We start from the raw sequence: 22261 nt of genomic DNA on the forward strand, positions 1-22261 counted from the left end.
AATATAATATATTTTTGTTATTAAAAAAAATTAAATGCTTAATTAATTTATACTAGTGTATTATAGTAATAGGTCCAGTTTTAATTCGTGTAATATTATGATTATCTTTGAACTTAGCAATCCATGTGTATGTCCCAACCGGAACTAATTTATCTCCATTTTTAGCTCTACCATCCCACGTCTTTTCTATATCTTTTGTTTCAAAAATCACCTCGCCCCATCTATCTATAATTACCAATTCGAAAGTGCTAAAATTAATATTAGTAGCATATACTCGCCATACTTCATTTTTACTATCGTTATCTGGTGAAAATGCAGTAGGAGTATAGAAAGTATATTCACCCATTACTTCGATTCTTTGCCATGATGTATCGAGACAACCATGTTCGCTTATAGCTACTAAATAGGCATTATATTGAGCCGGAATACTTGGATACTGATGATATGGGTTTTCAAAAGATGAAGAATCACCATCACCAAAATTCCAATAATATGATGTGGCACCTGTTGATAAATTGATAAAGTTAATATTCGTATTTAGCATGGTTATAGTATATGGATCTGTAACAAATTTTGCTTCAGGATTAGCATATACATGTATTAAATTGGGAATAATTTGTTGAGTTTGACAACCATATATATTGGTTGTTGTTAAAGAAACAGTATAATTGCCAGGATTTACAAAAGTGTGTATAGGAATTTTACTTTCGCTAACGTTAGCTGAATTCGAGTCTCCAAAATTCCACCAGTAAGTTTGATTTTCATCAGGCGACGATTCTATGAAATGAACCGTTAAAGGAGCACACCCTGAAATTATGTCAGCTTGTAGGTTATTGGGTGGTGATGGTATAACTAAAACATTGAAGTAGTAATATATAGGCGGTGTATTGCAGTCGTCTTCTACTTTAATTACATACGAAGCCGATGATTCAGGATAAATCGTATAAGGCAATGATGCAATAGACAACGTATCATTTAAAATAATAATATGATGACCATTACCACCATTGATTAAGCCAGAGAAAATTATCAGTTCTCCATTACATATAATACTATCGTTAATTGTAATAATACCTGATAATGGTGGTCTTACTTGAACCGTTGTACCAACTGTAGAAATACAGCCATGCGTATCAGTAACGGTTACAGAATAGTTAGTATTTACTGTAGGCCATATATGAATCAAAGTGTCGTGCAAACCATTATTCCAATTAAATGTATAACCAGGTGTTCCACCAGTTGCTGAAACATAGATGTGAGCTGTATCATTAATACAAATTACTGTATTTTGTGTAACGTCAGCATATAATTTACCAGGTTCACGAATAAATGCCGAATCAACAATTATACAACCATGAGCATCAACAACGGTAACAAAATACCAATCTGACAATAATGTACCAATATCTTCATTAGATGAACCATTTGACCATTGAATTTGGTAGGGAGGAACCCCACCCGATACGGTCAAATTAATTGATCCATTAACTTCACCATGACAACGCACATCCGTTACTTGAAGTTGTGTGCTTACATAGGTTGGAGGCTCATTAATTGTTATAGAATACGTCTCTGTACAACCGTTAAAGTCAGTTATAGTAACAAAATAGCTACCAGCAGGAATATTATTCAAATCTTGCGTTGTTTGTCCGCTACTCCACTGATAACTATATGCAGGTGTACCACCAGTTGGCGAAAGATTTATAGCACCGGTTGAGTATCCATGACACAAAACATCAGTTGTTTCATATGTGGCCGACAACGGAGCAAAAGGTTGTTGTATAAAGACTTCAGCACTTGCCGTACACAGATGACTATCTGTTATCGTTACCGAATACGTTCCTGTTGGTAAATTAGCAATATCTTCAGTCGTATCACCTGTACTCCATAAATATTGATATGGAGGTGTGCCACCTGCAACAATTAAATTTGCACTTCCGTTTAATAATCCATAACAGGTTACATGAGTTGGTATGATAACACCTGATAGTAATGTAGGTTGATTAATTGTTTCTGATAGTGTAATTGTACAATGATGAGCATCAGAAACCGTTACAGTATATGTATTAGCATATAAATTAGATATATCTTCATTAGTTGAGCCATTTGACCAAATATAACTATATGGAGGCGTTCCTCCACTTGCTGTAATTGCTAAAAAACCATTATTCCCGCCATAACATAATACATGTTCTAACGAATCGAGCACAACCGAAAGAGATGTTGCCGGTTCTGTTATCGTAGTACTGTCCACTTTAGGACAACCAACAGCATCCGTTATAGATAGCGTATAGATTCCGGCGGGTAAATTGGTAGCATTGGGTCCATTACCTCCCAATGGAGTCCACTGATATGTATATGGCGGTGTTCCGCCTGTAACTTGTGAATATATTATACCTGTACTATCACCATGGCATAATACATTTACCGGAATCAATTGCATAAAAATAGGTGGATTGGTTTCAATTATGGTAGCCGATGCGGTATGAGTACAACCGTTTATATCACTTACAGTTACGCTATATGTTCCGCTTAATAAGCCGGTAATGCTGTCAGAAGTAGCATTGGTTGTGTCAACAACTCCGTTTGACCATGTATAAATATATGGCAAGGTTCCATTGGCCACCGTAACTGTAATAGTACCAATACTGTCACCAGCACATACGTTGTCGCTGTGAGTAATAGAAACAAGTTCAAATTCTGGATTTGGTATCATTACAATGCCTTGGAATGTAGTATCTTGAAATCCGGCTAATTCCCAAGTGTTGTCATACCAAGTTAGAGGTATATAACCTAAAGGTAAGTTTATGTCAATTAACGGTCCTATATGAAATGACCAATCTAAAATATGAGGATCTGTTCCATTGTTACCATCATCGTAAGTTCCTGTATTTCCGTTTTCACTTAATTGCTTCAATTGGCTAAGTTCTTCACCAGTAATAGCAGGAGAGCATACTTCATTATTTGTGTTTTCGGTTTGAGAACTATCTGGAAGAGGAATGCAAAACTCGGGAACAACGATGGCCGATTTAAAGGGCAGGTCTATCGTTATTGTAAATTCTAACGCTTGAACAATGAAATTAAAAGCAATGCTGTCCCAAACGTGGTTGTTAAAATCGTTTCCTAAATGTGCTGCCATACCAATTGGCATTTGGGGCCAGTTGTAACATGGATATCGATACTTAAAATCCATACATGTTGGGAACGAGATACTATCCGACACCCCCTGATTGACCACTTGGTCGCCATTGTGAGGATCAGTTATCCAATACTCAACAGGAGTAGGAAAAGTAAATATTGAATAAACAGTCGGTGTGAAAGTTAAATCTTGTTGCAATGTATTACTCATACCTAAATGAGCCGAAAGCAAATTATATTCTACTGAAATAATACTAAAATTATATGTGCCATGAAGCATATCTAAGAATTGTTGAATGGCAGGACCTTGTGGTGGTGGGATAAAGCCGGCCAAAAAATGTAAAAATTGAATAATATCTAAATCTATACCTGCATATGCACTATCACCATTTGCACCCAATATTTGGTGACATGGGTCGCTATCGTCTAACCAGTCAGTAGTTTCGATATAAGGTAAAGTTATCCAACCACTCAAACCAATACCAAAAAGATTATTAAAAGTAATGGGTAATATATCATCATGGCAAATTGTAAATCCAAACAAGCTATTTGGATCTACACAAGGATATGCTACCTCACCTGTTTGTCCATTAAGATAAAAAATAGCAATGGAATCATCAGGCATATTAACATCTACAATTTGAATATTGTCACAACCAAACAAGCAAACATCAGCGTTAATATCCAAACCAAAACCATAATCTAAATCGAGTGAAATAACTCCTGCTTGAGGGAAATGGCTATACAGATCCCATCCAGGAAGAACTTCATAATCGGTATGAATGGTAACCACTTCGCCCGGATTAAATGTGTAATTATTAGGAATTTCGTAATTTACACGAACCGGATAATCAACATCTATCCAGCCTGTTGTCCATCCATGCATGTCAAAAGTTGAACCTAAAAGCATATGGGTATTGATGTTAAACATCGCTCCTACTTGTTCTCCTAAAATTTCTTCCATATAACCAATAGAAATAGTTGTGTCAAATTCAATGTGAAAGAGTTCGTAATTAAAATTTAGATTAAAAGGAGTTCCATTGGGTCCCCACATGTTTTGGTTTTCGGTATGCCAAGGTATATCGTGGCTTATCGTATAAGTTTGAGATTTTAACCGTAGTGATGTTGTTAATATGAAAAACAAAACTAAAGATAATATGGCTGTTTTTATTTTCATTGTTTGTTGGAATTATTTAGTTTAACAGACAATAAACTTTTACGAACAATTTTGGATACAAAATGCTTAACCGACTGGGGATAGGTTGCATTTATCCAAACAGTTGTCTCCAAATTGCCGGTAAAGAGCATCAATCGCTCAAAAGGAATATCTTTGTGTAAAGAATCTTTTGCCGGAATAATAAACGAAATAATTAAAAGTTTTCCTGTCATGCCGTTATCAGTTACAATGTCTTCGGTTGAATTAAGAACTGCATTTTGGTTTGCTATATATTCAGAAGTCAGTTGATCTGAAAGTTGACTGTAGTGATACCCCTTAATTTCGGTACATGTAATGGATGTAGTAGTTGCCAAATGTATAAAACCACGAATATTTTCAACCGCTTTAAAATTTTTTGGCGGCGAAATCCAAACGTCGGTTTGAGGGAAAGCAGTAGAAGGTTGTAAAATAAGATACGAATTCGAGTCCTTGAAATGTTCCTTAAACTCTTGCTTGTTTTTTACAAGCTTCATCGTTTTAATCTTGGTTGTGTCTATACTCTTGATCTGAGCACAGAGACTGCCTATTGTGAAAAAGAGTAGTAAATAAAATAAATATTTCATATCATTTTTAAAGACGTAATTAAAAACTGTTGGTTGCTTTTAATTTTTAGTAAATTCAAAAAATTTTTTAGTTTATATTTTATCAATAAATTGCTTTTAAGTTTTTAACATCTTATATATTTTTAATTTTAATTAAAAAAAATATCTGTTAAAAAATTATTTTTAACAGATATTTTCTGATGATAAGTATGTTTTGAAAATTACTAAAAATATTTATTACTCTAACATGAATTTGATTTTTTCTAAGAAATTAGCACTAATATCATCTGGTAAATCTTCAAGACGAACTTTTTTAAGTTCTACATCCGATTCTTTTTCCATAAATTCATCAAAATCTTTTTTAGCATCTTGCATATCTTTTAATACATCTTCGTATTTCTTTGCTAAAATTTGGTATTCATCATTAAATTTAGCCATATCAATGATCTTAAATGATTGTGTTCCATCAGGATTATATTGAAGTTGAGGATTTCCATTTTCATCTTTCTCACAATGTGTTCTACACAAAAGAGTTCTTTCGTTTTCAAAATTAATATAATCAGGATGTGGCTCTCTTTTTAATTTATTAATAGTTTCAATTTCTTTATCAAGAATATCTTTATTACGAAAAACAGCATACGCAAATGTTTTATTTCTAATGTAATCTACTTCATTTAATGCTTCTCTAAAAGTTAAAATATCTTTATTTTTCATATTTTATATATTTTTATTTTTATATATTGAACCAATTTGGTCCAAATAAAGATTTTTTATTTATTTTTATTCAAATTTCTTTCGTATATAATATAAAAAAAACAGACAATATTATTATTGCCTGTTTGATTTAATTCGCCACAAATTGTTGTTATTTTTAAAACTAAGATATTTTGCTATATAAAGGTTAGATTCATTTTGGATGTTTACCATTCATTGTTGTCTTTGTCATCATTATTAGTCTTAACATAGTTAAGCATAACTTGGTTATATTTTTTGAATCTCTTATCTCTAAGGAAGGTCAAAATAAAGTTATTCTTCTTTTCATCCAGTGTTTCATCTTCTTCATAATCATAATCTTCATCAATTAACTTGATTAAGAATGCAGAGATTTCATCTTCTGATAAGTCAAGCATAAACAATTTAACGTTTTCAATTTGTTCAGGTTTGAATTTTGAGAAGTCCTGAGTCCTAAGGTCACCCAGTAATTCAGATTTCTTATCTCTAGTGAACTGAACGCCTTCGGCCTGAAGTTGAGCATATCTGTTGATAATATCCTTAATAGAAATTTTAAGGACGTCACGTACATAACGCATAAATTTGGTGTTACAAGCGGCACCGATGTAACCGTGTCCGATATTAGGAATATCATTGATCCACAACTGAGGATTTGCGTTAAATCCGTAGTTTTCAGTGATGTAATCGCTAAGGAATGTCCAAGTTCTTGGAGAAGCGTAGGACTTGTCTTTTTCATCATGGGATTTTTTACCAATATAATACATGTCAGGGTGAGCAGTCAAGAATCTTACAATGATATTGTTAATATGTTCATTGGCATAGTAATTAATCCACTCTTCAAGAGTAAGAGTGTGTTCAATATGAATAAGACGACCATTAAGAGCAGCATCGAATTCTTCAACGTCTGTACCGTCTTCTTCACCGAGGTTACCAGTGGATACCATAAAAACATTATCATTGAATTCAAATTCAAATCCAATACATCTTTCAAGAAGAATCTGAAGAGCAGCATTACGAACTGCAAGAGGTGCACGGTTCAATTCTTCAAAGTGAATAATGGTTCCAGCGTAAGGAAGTTTGTCAGTTTTATCTTTCTTAGCAGGTGGATTATTACTAAGATATGCCCACTTTGGAACAATATGGTCAAGGAAAGCTTTAAGAACTTCTTCTCCATTTTCAGTAATCTTCATTTCTTTCTTGTCAGGGAAAAGTCCAACGTCAGTTTCATCAAGCATAGCAAGACGAAGATCGATATAGAACATTGATGAAGCGACAACTTTACCACTTTTATCTACATCGATTTCACCGTTAGGTTTCCTAACAATTTCAACTTTCTTAATCTTTTTTGCTATAGACCGCATAATAGCGGACTTAGCAAGACCTGGTGCTGATGTTAAGAAAAGCACACCAGATTTAGGAAGCATCATACGAAAATACTTAATTTCCTTCTCATTCAATTCTGATATATCAAAACCAGTATTAATATTAATAAATCCAGATTCAAGTTTCTCCTTAAATGATTTTTCAGTTTTCTTTGTATTTTTCATCACATTTATGTTTTGAGTTAAATCTTTTGTTTTATTCATAACTGAATTATTTTATTAATTTCTTTTACAAAATTAGAAACAATTTATGAAATAAAAAATATTTTTATAAATATATTTGTAAGTGTTATAGGTAATAAAATTTATTCTGCAAAGAACTGAATTAAATATTCCTCCCTATCAATAGCCTTTGTGCAAGTAAAAGAAATTTTCATCCCCATATAAGTTTATATTTAATTAACACCCATATCATACTCCAATCCCATTTAAGTAATAATAAAAACATAATTTATTTTTTTTAATTACATTTAAGAATACAAAAGTATCATCTATTTTTGAATTAAAAAATTATTTTAATATTCTTTTTAATTTTTCTTCTCTATATAAGAAATTTAGTTCTTTAATATTTATAAAAATATTATTGTCACCAAATCTATTCTTTGTTATTAAGAATGTACCATTATCATATTTAAGAACAAGGTCTGCACTATAAATAGGACTTGAATTGCCTACAATTGATGTATAAGAACCACTCAAGGATGATTTATATGATTCTGATTTTATTACTATTTTAACACCATTATCAAATGTAAAATTTCTTATTTTACGAATGAGAGACGAATAGTGTTTTGATTTTATCATCATACTTTCACCATTAGTATATTTAGGTATATCTAAAAATCCATTGATTTATCGGTTTATAAATAAAAACATTCTGGTTTTTACAATTTTCCAGAATGTTTAATATTTTATGTTCCTCACTTTCATAAATGATATGCGAGTTGCACATCAAATAATGATAGAATTGCCCAATTTTCGAGTCCTTAAAACTAGAAATAATAAGTGTAAAATCGCTTTGTTTTAAGTATGATAGAAATTTAATATCTAAACAATTATTTTTCATTTTCTGCATTAAGAATTATATTATAATATGGTTTAAATTCTTCTGTTTTGAAGAAAAATTCAACTATTTCTGAGTTTTCATCTTCTTCTTTGTACTGATTATCAATAGCATATTTTAAGTATTCTATAATCTCTTTTTCATCAAGAGTAAGAACATTTTTTATGTGTTCTAAAACTTCTTCTTTGGAAAGTTTTTCGATTTCTACAGTTTTTAATGTTTCAATCATTGTCATAAACTTTATTTTTTAAATGGTTTACATTTATATGTTTTATTTTTGTTGTTGTTTAACTTTTTTTGAAAAAAAAATTCATTTTCATTTAAAAGGTGTTTATTTAATACAAGTTCATTCAATTTATTTCTTTTAAAAAAATAATTAAATTCATTTTCTGAACTATTTTCTACAAGGTATGAGTAGTATTCTATTTTTCTTTTATATATCATATCAGGTTTACTTGGTAAAAAAATACAAATAAATCTTTTATCAAAATACATAATGGTACTTAAAAAGTAAATACCAATATACATTAAAATAGGGTGTAAAAAGAAAAATATAATTGGTAATGTTAGTAATATAGGCGAATACAATACTACATTCCATTTCCAATCATATTTTCTAAATTTGAAACTAACATAACTGTTAAATATTGGTGGGTTAGTTTGTTTGTATAATTTCTTATCAAGTATCTTAAATCCAAGGAAATATCCAGCCAATATATGACATCCTTCGTGAAGTAATACGATTGGCAGGATATACCAAGAATAAAAATATTTTAATAAAAAGTTATACATTATTTTTTTCCTTTATCAATAATAATCTGTTTCAGTTTCTTACTATTCTGAACAGTAGGACATTTTGTGCTTGTTGAAAGTACAAGAACATTACCTTTTACACCAGTAATATCAAGAGCATCTGTATAACCGTCAGTAAGAATAACAGTATTATACTTGTTCAATTCTTTGTTTGTAGCTATATATTGCAAACCTGGTGTAAGAGTTGTACCACCAAGACCTTTAATAGGCATCTTTTCAAGTTCATTCTTATGCTTGATATGAATAAAGTTTTTTACTTCAGTGTCACACTGAATAAGATTTATTTCAATATCATTTTGGAAGATATATGATAGAACTCTTTCAAATTCACCATCCATAGAACCTGATGTATCAAGAATACAGTTGATACGAGTCTTGAATTTTCTATGTCCTTTAATACCCCAGATACCTCTACGGTTAGGTTTAGTAATAGATTTCTGTTTTTTATTACCAAATATATCATTTGATAGATTTCTTTTAATTTCTTTCAGATAGTCCTTTTCAGATTTTCTAAGTTTGTTAAGAATCTTTTCAATGTTACCACCGACAAGACCACGGTTTTTAAGTTTTTCCATGGTTGATTCAATAAACTGTTTTTTTGCTGCTTCAGGAACATCATCATCAAAGTGAATGTCAAATGACTGACCCTTGTTTGCTTCAATATTTTCAAAAAATTTTTCAATAGGGTACATATCAACATCATTCTGTCCTTTGTCACCAGATTTACCATTTTTACCGTAACCTTCAGTAGGATTACCATTACCGTTACCTTCACCTTCGCCTTCACCTTCACAATCACCATCCTGAGGTTGTCCTTGACCTTGCTGAGATTTTCCACCCTGAGGTTTTTGCTGACCACATTGCGGACAAGTATTACCATTACCATTTCCATCACCATCACCATTTCCATCTTGGTTTCCAGACTGACCACTCTGTGGTTGCTGATTCTGATCCTGTCCTGAATGACCATTCTGTTTTTGTTGACCATTCTGACCATTCTGACCATTCTGACCATTCTGACCATTCTGACCATTCTGACATTTATCATCTTTCATTTCCTGACCGCACTTACCACAATATTTCTTACCATCAATAGTTACATTACCGTCTTTATCAAAGCTAATTTGTTTCTTACCTTGAAGTTTATGAGAATTTTTATTTCTCCAATTATTGAATTCTTTATTCAACCAATGATAAACTTCTTCAAAAAGAGGTTCACCTTTGTAATTTTTTGGAAGGAAAACAACGGTATTATTTCCGTATTTATCTTTTGGAATTTCAATCATTTTTGTAAGACCTTCACCAATCATAAGATCACCATGGATAATAGAATTGATAATCATATCAGCTGCAAGGTTGGCAATCTTTTTATCATAACCAACACCACGTTTTTGATGGTCAAATAATAAGTGAAATACTTCATGAACAATAGTAAATATAATTTCTTTACGAGTAAGTGACTCAATCCACTCTCTATCCCAATAAAAATTCATACCATTAGGTCCAACATTAACACCACAAGTACCAATCTTAGCTTCAAAGAAATTAATAAACTGACAAAACTCACCATAATAAGGCAAGTTATATGATGTAATCATTTCAATAATACAACTTGAAAGTGATTTATGAATATCTTCACGTTGAATAAGAGGTCTCAATTCAATATTAGCCAATGGTTTAGCTCCAAAGTGTTCATCAACAATCTTTTTGAGTTGTTTGTTATCCATAATTTTTAGATTTCTATTTAAATTACAAAGTTAAATAATTTTATAATAATAAAAAAAATTTTTCAACTTTTTATATAGTATATTACACTTTTAGTTTTTAATATATAATACAAAGATAACAAAAATATACCAAAATAAAAAATGCCTATATTTTCTTATAATAATAATATATTTTCTTATAACAATAAAGTCTTTCAAACACCTTGGAATCCTGGTAGATTGTCTAATATGATTTTTTGGTCTGATGCAAGTAATAAAAATATCAATCAATCAAACGGTCGTATTCACATGTGGCGTGATAATAGCGGTAACCTAAACAATGCTATACAAATAATCGATATTAGAAAACCATCAGTAGTAGATAATATTAAAAATGGTTATCCTGCTTTATTTTTTCAGGGTTCACAATGTTTAAACATACCACTTTATTTAAATTATTATACAACATTTACTGTTGTAAGTGCATTAAATAATAATTATATTTATGAATTTAGTAATGATGCAACAACAAACACTGGTTTTTATCTTAATGGTAATACAAATGCTATAAAAACAACTTTTTCAGGTTCAACATTATTAACAACTTCTAAAAATTATACAAGTAATTGGTTGACATCAGGTAATTCATGGAAAATCATAGTACATCAATATGATGGTACACATTATGGACATAGACTAATTATAAATAAATCTATTGCATTATTATCTAACGTATCAACAAATAATCCTGGTAATTTAAATAAATTAGATAATCTGAATTTAGGTTCAAGATATAATGGTTCTTATGGTTTATTTGGTTATATAACTGAGTTTATGGTATTTAATGATTATTTAGATTTGAATACTATTTATAAAATAAGTGATTGGCTTAATAATAAATATAGTATATATTAGATTTTCAATAATTTAATCAAATTATCTATACTTTCAATAGGTGGTACATTATTATATATAATGTCAAATTTTTCATAATTATCTAATGCTGTTTCAGATACATGATTCATATCTCTTGGGTCTTTATTTCTTATATTGAGTGGATCTCCTTCAAGTCTAATCATAAGACCGCCAGCTTGTTTAATTGCATCTGCTTCATTCCTAAACCTAACATCATCTATAACCCAATTTTGGTTTAGTGTGTATTTTGACATTAAAGAAAAAACCCAAGTATCAGGATGTAATCCTATTCTCATACAATCTGTTCCTATCTTTTGGTACATTTCACCAAGTGTCATACCCCATTCTGGTAAATATTTTGATTTAATTTCTCTTGATTGTATTAAGTTTATATCAATACCTGTTATATAAGATGCTATAAATTTAACGTCATATCCAAAGGATCTTATTTGAAAGTTATGTTTAGGAAATGTTTTTTGAATATATTTTGCTACCTCTGTTTTACCACTACAAATTTTTCCACTAATCCCTATAATCATTATTATTTACTAATTTTTATTATTAAATATAATAAGTAAAAATATTTGTTTAAAAGTTTCATATTAAAATATAACTTATTATATTATTTTTAAATCATCTGCAACTTATTATACAAATCATTCAAATCTTTCAACCATAATTGTTTAATAGAAGTTTTTGTTAATGTTTCAATTTCTTCCTTTTTTTCTGTGTAAATTTTTTTCAATTCAGATAATTTTTCTGTTGTTAAAGAAATTAATGACATATTCAATAAATAAGAATATGAATTATCTATTTTAGATATTTCAAGTTCTTCCATCTTTTTTTCAATCTCATCTTTTTTCTTATTATTTAATTCAATAGTTCCTTTTAATATTTCATTGATAAATTTCATTTTATTGAATAATATTTTTCTATCTTTTTCTAATTGAGATAGTATATAATCTTTTCTTTTTTGATAATATTCTAATCTTACTTCAATAAATTCATTTATGATTTCGTCAATACTTTCATATTTATGTATCTGACCATCTTTATTGAATAAGTGCATATTTGATAAATTAATATATGTTTCTAATTTAAAAACATCCATTAAACTATTATCATCTTCAATTTTTTTAAGTGTTTCTCTTGCGATATTGATAGTTATATCGACTTTTATATCTGTATCATTTTTAGTATAATCTTTTATAACCTTATCTTCTATTAATTTATCCAAGATTTCATAATATTTATCATTCCACATACCAATAGGTAATTCGCTAATATTTAATGTACTCATATTAATTTTATTAATAATACCTCTTGTAATATATCTATTATTATCAGCGTCAAATATTATTTTACCTTTAAAACCTTTATATTTAGGATAAAGTTGTTCAGTCTCTTTATCTTTTATTTTTAAAACTAAATATTTAATTATATCATTAGGATCATAATTTGGTATTTTTGTTGACCAACCAGTACCAATACCTTCCGCACCATTAACCAATACCATTGGTATTATTGGTATGTACCATTGTGGTTCAATTGGAAAACCATCATCTTCTAAATAATTCAATATATTATCATCTTTATCTATAAAAATATTTCTTGTTATATCGGAAAGTATTGTAAAAATATACCTTGAGCTTGCAGCATCACTACCACCTTTTAATCTAGTACCAAAATTTCCTAATGGTTGTAAAAGATTTATATTATTTGTACCTACGATATTTTGAGCCATTTTTATAATAGTATCTTCAAGTGATTGAGGCCCATGATGATAAGAAGATTTTTCCATTACAGCACCAGAAAGGTTTGATACTTTTATTTTATTTTTATAATTGTTTTTTAGCATTGTATAAAGAACCTTTCTTTGTGAAGGTTTTAAACCATCAACAACAGATGGAATGGAACGAATATTATCAGCCATTGAAAATTCAATAAACTCTTTGTTAAAGAAAGATACAAAAGTTGTTTTATCAACAAACTTATCAATTTTAAGACCAGGTTTATAGTTTAATAACCAATTTTTTCTATCATCTGATCTTTTCTTCCTAAATACTAAATCAATAATTTCTTTTGTTTCTTCTGGTTTATCGTAATGAAATTTAATAAGGTGTTTATTAATATTTTTAAAAAAATATTTTGCTTCATTTGGTTCAATAGTACCAAGACCTTTATAATATGTTACAAACCAATCACTCTGTTTTGTTTTTTTCCATTTCTCATATTCATCCAACTTATAAAAGAATTTAGATTGTTTTCCTTTCTCAATTTTTACAATAGGTGTAACAAACTCATAAAGAAAATCTAATTCTAATAATTCTTTCCAAAATGTTTCAAACATATTAATAATAAGACCTTTAATATGACTACCATCATTATCTGCATCAGACATAATTACAAGTTTTCCATATCTTAATTCTTTCGTGCTTGTATATTTTTTACCAAATTCTAATCCAAGAGCATCAACAATATACCTTATTTCTTCACCTTCTTTTGAATCTTTACTTGTAATTTTACTTAAAGGTATATCTCTAACATTTAATGGTTTACCTTTTAATGGAAAACAACCAAAATAATCTCTACCTGTTGAAGCAAAACCTGTAAGAACTGTACCTGCAGCAGAATCACCTTCTGCTAAAAATAACATACATTTTTCAGATTGAGATGTACCAGCAAAATTTGCATCATCAAGTTTTTTTATTTTTACTTTTGAAATTTTACCTTTATTAAGTTTCTTTAGTTCTGCATTTTCTTTTAATTGAATATAATTTAAAATATCTTCAACTATATTGGATTGTGCAAGTTGTTTAATAAGTTTATCAGAAACATTTACATTACCTATATCTTTTTGTGTTAATTTATTTGTTAATGTTTCTTTTGTTTGAGAATCAAATGTAGGATTTATAACTTTACTATTTAAAAATATAAATAATTTATTTTTAACATCATTTGATTTTATTTTAATTTTTTTATTCTTTTTTTCAAGTGTTTCTATTAGTTTTGAAACTATTTGATTTGTAATATAATTAACATGAGAACCACCATTAATAGTTGATATACCATTAACCATTGATACTTGCTGAAACATATCATCTGATGATAAAGATATACCAACTTCCCAATCATTATTTAATCTTTCATAAAACATTTCCATTTCTGGGGTAAGATACATTTTCATGTAGTCTTTAAATGTTTTCATAGGTATCAGTTTATCATTATAATAAACTTTAACTTTAGGACAATATACTGAAATATCCACTACCCTTTTCATTAGAATTTGTTCTAATTCTGGTGTAATAGATTCTAATCCAAATTTTTCAAAATCAGGATAATATGTAATTCTTGTATAATTTTTAGATGATTTTGATATTTGTGGTTTTTTTATAACATTTAAATTATCAGAAAATTCTTGATAATAATTATTTTTACCATCAGATGTTTCAACAATAAATCGTTTTGAAAATATATTTGTTGCTTTAGCACCAATACCATTACGACCACCAACAACTCTATCTTCAATATCATCAAAATTTTCACCAGCTAATAAATTACCAAAAATCATTTCTGGTATATAAATTTTATGTTCTTTGTGTATTTCAACAGGTACACCAGGACCATCATTTTCAACAACAATGTGATCTGTATAAATATTTATTTTAATATATTTTACTTTTCCTGTTCTAATATAATGATCTGATGCATTTGTAACAATTTCATCAAATATTTTTATGAAACCAGGATTATATTTAACTATTTTATTAATTATTTTTATATTATCAACATTTTCAATATCATCTATAATAAATGATTTTTTTAATTCTGTATTTATAGAACCTATATAAGTTTCTGGTCTTTGTAAAACATGTTCTCTTTGTGATAATTTTTTATAACGTTGTTCAATCGTTTTATTTGTCATATATTATCAATAAGATTTTAACTTTTTACTTCAAATTTATTATTTTGTTTGAGAATTTTTATATATAAATAATAAATGATTAGATAAGTTAAAAAAAAATAAACAAAAATTATGAAAATACAAAAATTTAATGAAATTAAATTAAATGAAGGATTAAAAGTTAATCCTTCAACATTAATGTTGTATGGTGAATATGATTTGAATGAAGTATTAAATGAATTGCAATCTTTATATGATGAAGATGATATAAAAATTCCTGGTACAATATTTTCACTAAATATAGAATTAGAACTTTTCCACATACTTAAAGAATTAACGAATTGGAAAAAAGAAGGTTGGAATGGAATAAAAGGATATGGTTCGGAATGGATACCACTTTATACTTCACCAAAAAAAATAAACTTAAAAATTAATATATAATTAAAAAAAATAATAAGAATTAAAATGAAACTAGCAAGATTTAATAATTTTGACCTTAACGAAGCTGCTAAGAAATCTGAAAAGGTTGAATTAGAAAAAAAGATATTAGATTTTCTTAAAGATGAACTTACAAAAAATAAGTTATCAAGAGCTGATATGATTAAGAAAATTGAAAATAAATTCAAAGATGAAAAAGATATTTCGAAAATCTGTAGAGATGTGATTGATGATATTACTCATGAACCTCTATCAAAGAAAGAAAAAGTTGAAAGTGAATCATTCTGGATTGGCACTGGTGCCGATAAATATTCTGCAGCATTCTATTTTATAGGTGATAAGGCAAAAGATCCTGATGGTAAAGAAAAAAATATAAAGAAAGAAAGACCAGCACTAGGTCCTAAAAAGGAAAAGAAAGAAAAAATTAAAAAGTTTGATGAATTTGGCAAAGAAGTAAAAGAAGAAAAAGGTGCTGGACTAAAAAGATGGCGTGAAGAACAAAAGAAGAAAAAAGCCGAGAAAGGCGAAAAAGTCGAAAAGTAAGAAGACTTTCAAACAGAATTAAATGTTTTCAGGCAAAATTCAAGTCATAAAAGTTTAGTTCTAAATTATACTTTTTATGATTAATTATTTAGTTTATTGAATTTTGTATTTTAAATTTGGGTTTTTGAAATAATTGAAAACAGAGAAAATCTCCATGAAATACTTATTTACTATATTATTAATTCTTTATAGTTTTTTATCTTATTGTCAAGGCAATACTATAACAGATTTGGTTATCAAAGGAAATTTTGAAATATCTATATTTCAAGGTGATTCAGATGATATGTATATACATGCACCTATATGGTTGACAAAAAGCATAAAAACAGACTACAGGGATGGTGTTTATTTTTTAGAAAATACGAAAGAAAGTAGTAAACCAGTTGAAGTTTATTTGGTTGTGAGAAATCTTAAATCTATAAAGGCAAGTGGTAATGTTACTATTAAAACACCAACCAATTTATTTTTAGAAAGTTTGAAACTTGATTTTACTGAAAAAGTCAATGCTACTATATTTGTTACATCACAAACATTTAATCTTGACATCAAAGGTGATGGAAATTTATTTATATCAGGTGAGATAGATACAATAAATATAAAATGTTCTAACTCATCATATATATTGGCTGGTTTAAAATGTTTTAAAATAAATATCACAATAAAAGATGATGTTGAATTTGTATTGTATGGTACAATACAATATTTATTTTTAAATATTTATGATTTTACATCATTTGACAATTCATCGGCAAATTGTGGAGTTTCAACAATAAACTCATACGATAGTAGTTCTGTATATATCAAATCAGAAGAATTATACTTATATTCTAATAACATGTCAACAATAGTATATGATGGTGTATTAAAAGATTCAAAATCAAGCTCAAATTCTAAAATCAAAATTAAAAATTAATTTCAGTTGCATTGGTTTAATATATACAGTAAAATCTAATATATTAAAATGGCAACATCATCAAAATTTATAAAAATACATCAGAATGTATTATTAGAATGGATTTATGATTCAGACAATCTAAAAACAGATGATTATCAAGTTGTGACAGACTTAATCTCTAATAAAAGAGGTTATATGTCTAAATCTGGGTTAAATAATATTAATAATACTATATTTGCAATAGATCCAATTATTAAAAAATACGCAAAAATTGATACTACTAAATATAACTATCTTAAATTAGAAAATTATACTACACCATATGTACAATTTGATAAATTGAGATTACATCTACCTACAACTTATTCTTTCTCAGACAATGGATATATTGGTCTTTGGATTAAAATATATTCCTATGATTATAATAATAAAAATATAGTGGAGTTTAGTTCATTTTTATACAATGATACTGAAATTGGTGCCGATAGTATTTTGGTATTAAATAAAGAATTCTTTTATGATGAACAAAGTTGGGGTAAATATATAACATATGATATCCCATCTATTGATGCGGTTTCTAAACAAAGAACATCAAGTGTTGGTACAAATTTACCAACTACAAATAGCATAAACTATAACTTGACAAAAGGTGTTGGTATCAGTCAAGAATCACCGATATTTATTGAATTTGCTTTTGTTGTAAGTAAAGAAACTGTATTAGGTAACACATATTATTATTTATCTGAATTATTTAAAAAGAGTATTGCCAAAGTTCCTGAATATATGGACTTAGCAGCAAATATTGTTGAAGCGAAAGATGGAGATTATTTTGAAATATATGGTTCTTATGGTGGTTCTAATGAAAGTATGGATGAATTTATTGATGAACTGACAGCAAAAGGTAGAAAGGTTAAATTAGAATACGAAGTAAGTTTATTTGAAGAAAATATACTGATGCACACTCAAACATTTGTTGTAGAGGAAAACTTTACAAAAAAACTATGGTATCGTCCAGTTTTAAGTTTTACAAACACAACCGCTTCAATAGATGTTACAATGAGAGTTATTGATTTAGTTGATAAATCACAAATTGAAAGATTTGCATCAATTAGTTTAACCACACAAGTATTAAAGTATGGTAAGACTTTGACACGATTAAATATGAATAATGTTTTTAAACCAAAGATATACAATTTAAAAGCACCAAGTCAAACACAAATTTTAACTTCAAATAAAGTGTCGGATATTGATATTACAAAAGTAAACTATCCTGTAATTTCAGATAGATTTAATATATTGGTAAGTTCAAGTCCTTCTATTACGTCAGAATACAAACCAATGGGTTTAACAGAAATAATTATAAATCCTTTTGGTAATGTTGTAAAATTTAATATTGCATCTTCTGTTGATGCAAATGGAACTGCAACACCGTATGATTTGACTAAAATAACAGAAAATTCTAAAATAACATTATCTTTTAAAACTGATACAGAATTTTTAGAAAAAGAAATATGGCAAGATACTGATCAAAATGATTTTGAAAATGGTGTTATAGTTTTTAGAATTGAACAATCTGATGTTATAACTCTTAAAAAAATGTCAAAATCAAATCAAAATTTTTATATAACAATAAATTCAAATAAAACTGGTATTAGATCAATGTTATATTCTGGTAAGTGGGTTGATTTTGAGAAAGTAACATTTGTTGATACAACTGCTGCAAAATCAACTGGATTTGATTACGGTGATTTTTCAGACCTTGGTTTAACAACACAAGAATTGCAACAAATGATAAATAATACATCAAATTTTGGTGCAATATCTATGACTTCTCCAAACTCAAATTTAATTATATTCTTAAAACCAGACGCTAATGTAGGAATTTTTGAAAATTATTTAAAAGGTTTAGCTGTTAATATTTATCTTAAAAAACCTGCTGGTAATTCAAGTACTTTAACATATTTCTATTTCTTATTAAATGTATCACCTGCGATTATAGAAGATATAAAGACACAAAATAGTGTATCTGAAGTTATACCTATTCCTTTTTGTGTTGGTGCTGATACAACTGGAACTAGTTCAGTTAATTTACAAAATATTAAGGATAGAGTTTTAGGCTTTAATTGTGCAACTGCTGATAGAATAAATCAACAACAAAATAGATTTAATCAGTAATAAAATTTAACTATATTGATAAATTTTCCATTATTACAATACTTACTATACACTATTATAATTTTAATAACCTTTTTGGTAAATATTATAAAATACAAAATTCAATAAACTAAATAATTAATCATAAAAAATTAAATTTATGTAAACGTTCATATAATGAAACTCGATATTTCAATTTCGAGTTTTTATTCAAGAAAGAGTTTCTATTTATTTTTTTATAAAATTATATTTTTTTTTTTAGTTTGTTTTATTTTATATATAAATATAAAAGTTCATTTTTAATTTTATAGTAGAAATAAAAATTCAAATATATAATTAATTAATAATGAGAATATCAAGTCAAAATTCGCAATTTATATTTAATTTTCCCGTAGATTTTATTGAACCTTGGTTATATGATCAATTTCAAAAGTTAATGGATAAGAATTTTATTCCTTATGATTCTGTAATTGATTACATTAACTCAACTATAAAAGAAGTTGTTTTTCCAAGTGCTTCATTTGAAAACAAAGAACAGAGATTAAGAAGAGGTAAGATAGTTGGTTGGAAAGATTCAAAGTCAGTATTTGATACATTTACAAATGAATTAGAAATAACTTTTCGTTCTGTAGATTCTTGGTTAAATTATTTTATAATGCTTCAGATTTTAATGGAATTTTATTTGAATAATGATAAGAATCAAATACCAATGTTTACATTAGAAATAATAGACAAAGATGGTAATTTAATATATACTATTATATTTGAAGAGGTTCTTTTAAAGAGTATTAGCGAAATTCGTCTTGGATATCAACAGTATGATATTGCTGAAAAAACTTTTACAGTATCATTTAGATACAACTTTATTGACATTCGTTGGGAGTTAGATGATGATGACATCAAAACAAGTAAATCTATTTTTGATGTACCCATTAATTTCAAACCTGGTAAACTTGATAATAATGGCATTTAATTTCCAAAAAATAAATGTTAAAGTTATGACAAAAAAGTTTAAACAGAATTTAATTTATTTAGTAAATTTATTTGAAAATTCAAAGGATTTAGTAGATTTCTTAACAAAAAAGAAAGCATTTAATGAACAATTCGTTATGGAAATAACCGAATCAGATTATCTGAATAAAATTAAAGACTTTGATAAAGATTTAGATGTAAAAGAAATTAGAAAAAGACTACATTATGAAATCATTTATAATAAAAAGACCAAAAAGATTTCAGTAGATATAACCAAAAATGATGTCTTTTCATACTTAGATTCTGAAGATGAATTAGTTGAAAAAATGAATAACTACATTTTACAAGAAGAATATGAAAAAGCTCAAATGCTAAAAAATTATTTCAAAACTATTGACTTGAAATATGAGTAGTTAATCTAAAAAATAACATTAATATTTTATAAACCAGTGTCTAAAAACACTGGTTTTTTATTTAAACTTATTTAAAAAAATAGTATAAATATATGAAAAAGTTAGATATATTATAAAATAAAAGATTAAGTAAAATTTAAAATAAAACTTTTTTAAAAATAAAGAATAAAAAACTTAGAATTAAACAAATTTATTAACTTAAAAAAAAATAATTTATGAGTAAAACATTAAGAAAAAAAGAAGGATTAGTTGATGAGAATTTTTGGGTAAATTTAGAAAATGAAATGTATGGAATTTTAAAATTTAACCAAAGTGGAAAATACAACAAAACTTTTACTCCACCTTACAAACGGTTTTTAGATGCACTTCATGATATGCCACAATTACCACAAATTAATGTTGGTGATGTTATAACAGGTTTAATTTCCAAAATTTCAAAAAGAGAAATTGTAATTGACATTAATTACAAGGATTCTATTTATGTTGATTTAAAATCATCAGATTTAAAAATCGTTCAAAACCTTAAATTAGGTGATGAAATTAATGTGATGATTACATCAATTAAAGATAATCCTTATGAAATTAAAGGTTCTATTACAGAACTTATCAAAATAGATGTTGCTAATAAATTACGTCATTATTACAATGAAAACAAAGCATTACTTGCTCACGTATCAGAGATTATACCTGCTGGTTTCATGCTTGATATCGAAATGGACAACATTTTAATCACAGCATTTATGCCAAATACATTGGCAGGTGTTAATAAACTTACACCTGAACAATCACAGGGATTAGTTGGACAAGATATTAATGTAATGCTTGAAACATTACAACAAGAAAAAGGCGTTTATGTTGTATCTCGTAAAAAGTATCTAAATTCTTTAATTTCAGATGAAATCAAAAAACTGAAAAAACAAAAAAAGGAAAATCCTGAGAAAGTTTACACTGGTACTGTTACCGGTACGAAAGATTTTGGAATTTTTGTTGAATTCAATGAATGTCTTACAGGTATGATTCATAAGGTAAATGTCGCCACAGATTGGCAAGAAAGGATCTCAGAAATCAAACCTGGTATGCTTATAGATTTTTATATAAGAGATATTTTAAAAGGAGATAAAATAATTCTCACACAAATTCTACGTGAAAGTTTATGGGATACTATTAGAGTAGGTCAAGTGAAAGAAGGTGTTATTAAGTCGGTAAAACCTTTCGGTTTATTGGTTGCACTTGATGACGAAACGACAGGTCTTATTCAAAACACCTATATTGAAAAGGCTGGTAAAAAAGACTTTAATAAAGGTGATACTGTTAAAGTTAAGGTTGTTTCAGTCATAAAAGATGATAGAAAAATTTATCTTGACTTTCACGATTAATAAATAAAAAACCCACTTCGGTGGGTTTTTATTACATATTTTTCATTGGTTCAAACATA

18 protein-coding genes are annotated in these 22261 nt (G+C 27.7%); 8 read left to right on the forward strand and 10 right to left on the reverse strand.

The annotated features are described in order from the left end of the window. Positions 1-52: 52 nt before the first annotated feature. The 8 genes from HPY57_14505 to HPY57_14540 form a co-directional block, all read right to left on the reverse strand. Positions 53-4315: a T9SS type B sorting domain-containing protein gene (locus HPY57_14505; protein NPV12974.1), complete on the reverse strand. Its 4263-nt coding sequence runs from the start codon at positions 4313-4315 to the stop codon at positions 53-55. Further along, the gene (locus HPY57_14510; GenBank protein ID NPV12975.1) at positions 4312-4827 is read right to left on the reverse strand and encodes a hypothetical protein; all 516 of its coding nucleotides are present in this window, start codon (positions 4825-4827) and stop codon (positions 4312-4314) included. Before HPY57_14510 ends, HPY57_14505 begins: the two co-directional genes overlap by 4 nt. 306 nt (positions 4828-5133) lie before the next feature. Next, a complete protein-coding gene (locus tag HPY57_14515) occupies positions 5134-5610 on the reverse strand; it encodes a hypothetical protein (GenBank protein NPV12976.1) in 477 nt (158 codons plus the stop codon). 206 nt (positions 5611-5816) lie between these two features. Further along, a complete protein-coding gene (locus HPY57_14520) occupies positions 5817-7214 on the reverse strand; it encodes a hypothetical protein (GenBank protein ID NPV12977.1) in 1398 nt (465 codons plus the stop codon). A 306-nt stretch (positions 7215-7520) separates the two neighbouring features. Then, positions 7521-7814, reverse strand: coding sequence for a hypothetical protein (locus HPY57_14525; GenBank protein NPV12978.1), 294 nt, complete (start codon positions 7812-7814; stop codon positions 7521-7523). Positions 7815-8065: 251 nt separating this feature from the next. Next, positions 8066-8302 (reverse strand): hypothetical protein, encoded by a 237-nt coding sequence (locus tag HPY57_14530; GenBank protein ID NPV12979.1) that lies wholly within the window; start codon positions 8300-8302, stop codon positions 8066-8068. 11 nt (positions 8303-8313) lie between these two features. Next, positions 8314-8865, reverse strand: coding sequence for a hypothetical protein (locus HPY57_14535; GenBank protein ID NPV12980.1), 552 nt, complete (start codon positions 8863-8865; stop codon positions 8314-8316). After that, entirely contained in the window at positions 8865-10613 is a 1749-nt protein-coding gene (locus HPY57_14540) for a hypothetical protein (GenBank protein ID NPV12981.1), read from the reverse strand. The genes HPY57_14535 and HPY57_14540 overlap by 1 nt, the downstream gene beginning before the upstream one ends. A 228-nt stretch (positions 10614-10841) precedes the next feature. On the opposite strand from HPY57_14540, the gene HPY57_14545 reads away from it, so the two are divergent. Further along, positions 10842-11507: a hypothetical protein gene (locus tag HPY57_14545; GenBank protein NPV12982.1), complete on the forward strand. Its 666-nt coding sequence runs from the start codon at positions 10842-10844 to the stop codon at positions 11505-11507. Here the strand turns inward: HPY57_14545 and HPY57_14550 are convergent. Beyond that, complete coding sequence (locus HPY57_14550; protein NPV12983.1) at positions 11504-12046, reverse strand: hypothetical protein; 543 nt, start codon at positions 12044-12046, stop codon at positions 11504-11506. The genes HPY57_14545 and HPY57_14550 overlap by 4 nt on opposite strands. A gap of 89 nt (positions 12047-12135) precedes the next feature. Beyond that, complete coding sequence (locus HPY57_14555) at positions 12136-15432, reverse strand: hypothetical protein (protein NPV12984.1); 3297 nt, start codon at positions 15430-15432, stop codon at positions 12136-12138. Positions 15433-15543: 111 nt separating this feature from the next. On the opposite strand from HPY57_14555, the gene HPY57_14560 reads away from it, so the two are divergent. The 7 genes from HPY57_14560 (at position 15544) to HPY57_14590 (ending at position 22202) form a co-directional block, all read left to right on the forward strand. Continuing rightward, a complete protein-coding gene (locus HPY57_14560; protein ID NPV12985.1) occupies positions 15544-15852 on the forward strand; it encodes a hypothetical protein in 309 nt (102 codons plus the stop codon). Positions 15853-15876: 24 nt separating this feature from the next. Next, the gene (locus tag HPY57_14565; GenBank protein ID NPV12986.1) at positions 15877-16392 is read left to right on the forward strand and encodes a hypothetical protein; all 516 of its coding nucleotides are present in this window, start codon (positions 15877-15879) and stop codon (positions 16390-16392) included. 154 nt (positions 16393-16546) lie between these two features. After that, the gene (locus HPY57_14570; GenBank protein NPV12987.1) at positions 16547-17305 is read left to right on the forward strand and encodes a hypothetical protein; all 759 of its coding nucleotides are present in this window, start codon (positions 16547-16549) and stop codon (positions 17303-17305) included. A gap of 48 nt (positions 17306-17353) precedes the next feature. Then, positions 17354-19462, forward strand: coding sequence for a hypothetical protein (locus tag HPY57_14575; GenBank protein NPV12988.1), 2109 nt, complete (start codon positions 17354-17356; stop codon positions 19460-19462). A gap of 415 nt (positions 19463-19877) precedes the next feature. Continuing rightward, positions 19878-20414, forward strand: a complete 537-nt coding sequence (locus HPY57_14580; protein NPV12989.1) for a hypothetical protein — start codon at positions 19878-19880, stop codon at positions 20412-20414. A gap of 25 nt (positions 20415-20439) precedes the next feature. Continuing rightward, a complete protein-coding gene (locus tag HPY57_14585) occupies positions 20440-20826 on the forward strand; it encodes a hypothetical protein (protein NPV12990.1) in 387 nt (128 codons plus the stop codon). A gap of 215 nt (positions 20827-21041) precedes the next feature. After that, positions 21042-22202, forward strand: coding sequence for a 30S ribosomal protein S1 (locus HPY57_14590; GenBank protein ID NPV12991.1), 1161 nt, complete (start codon positions 21042-21044; stop codon positions 22200-22202). The last annotated feature ends 59 nt before the right edge of the window (positions 22203-22261 follow it).

The organism is Ignavibacteria bacterium (assembly GCA_013177855.1).
Classification (GTDB): Bacteria; Bacteroidota; Ignavibacteria; order Ch128b; family Ch128b; genus Ch128b.

Bases quoted from the DNA above. Each gene is read 5' to 3' on its own strand.
- HPY57_14525 (NPV12978.1), bottom strand. From the start codon at position 7,814: ATGATAAAATCAAAACACTATTCGTCTCTCATTCGTAAAATAAGAAAT.
- HPY57_14585 (NPV12990.1), top strand. From the start codon at position 20,440: ATGACAAAAAAGTTTAAACAGAATTTAATTTATTTAGTAAATTTATTT.
- HPY57_14590 (NPV12991.1), top strand. From the start codon at position 21,042: ATGAGTAAAACATTAAGAAAAAAAGAAGGATTAGTTGATGAGAATTTT.
- HPY57_14555 (NPV12984.1), bottom strand. From the start codon at position 15,432: ATGACAAATAAAACGATTGAACAACGTTATAAAAAATTATCACAAAGA.
- HPY57_14580 (NPV12989.1), top strand. From the start codon at position 19,878: ATGGATAAGAATTTTATTCCTTATGATTCTGTAATTGATTACATTAAC.
- HPY57_14560 (NPV12985.1), top strand. From the start codon at position 15,544: ATGAAAATACAAAAATTTAATGAAATTAAATTAAATGAAGGATTAAAA.
- HPY57_14535 (NPV12980.1), bottom strand. From the start codon at position 8,865: ATGTATAACTTTTTATTAAAATATTTTTATTCTTGGTATATCCTGCCA.
- HPY57_14575 (NPV12988.1), top strand. From the start codon at position 17,354: ATGGCAACATCATCAAAATTTATAAAAATACATCAGAATGTATTATTA.
- HPY57_14530 (NPV12979.1), bottom strand. From the start codon at position 8,302: ATGATTGAAACATTAAAAACTGTAGAAATCGAAAAACTTTCCAAAGAA.
- HPY57_14505 (NPV12974.1), bottom strand. From the start codon at position 4,315: ATGAAAATAAAAACAGCCATATTATCTTTAGTTTTGTTTTTCATATTA.
- HPY57_14565 (NPV12986.1), top strand. From the start codon at position 15,877: ATGAAACTAGCAAGATTTAATAATTTTGACCTTAACGAAGCTGCTAAG.
- HPY57_14520 (NPV12977.1), bottom strand. From the start codon at position 7,214: ATGAATAAAACAAAAGATTTAACTCAAAACATAAATGTGATGAAAAAT.
- HPY57_14550 (NPV12983.1), bottom strand. From the start codon at position 12,046: ATGATTATAGGGATTAGTGGAAAAATTTGTAGTGGTAAAACAGAGGTA.
- HPY57_14570 (NPV12987.1), top strand. From the start codon at position 16,547: ATGAAATACTTATTTACTATATTATTAATTCTTTATAGTTTTTTATCT.
- HPY57_14510 (NPV12975.1), bottom strand. From the start codon at position 4,827: ATGAAGCTTGTAAAAAACAAGCAAGAGTTTAAGGAACATTTCAAGGAC.
- HPY57_14545 (NPV12982.1), top strand. From the start codon at position 10,842: ATGATTTTTTGGTCTGATGCAAGTAATAAAAATATCAATCAATCAAAC.
- HPY57_14515 (NPV12976.1), bottom strand. From the start codon at position 5,610: ATGAAAAATAAAGATATTTTAACTTTTAGAGAAGCATTAAATGAAGTA.
- HPY57_14540 (NPV12981.1), bottom strand. From the start codon at position 10,613: ATGGATAACAAACAACTCAAAAAGATTGTTGATGAACACTTTGGAGCT.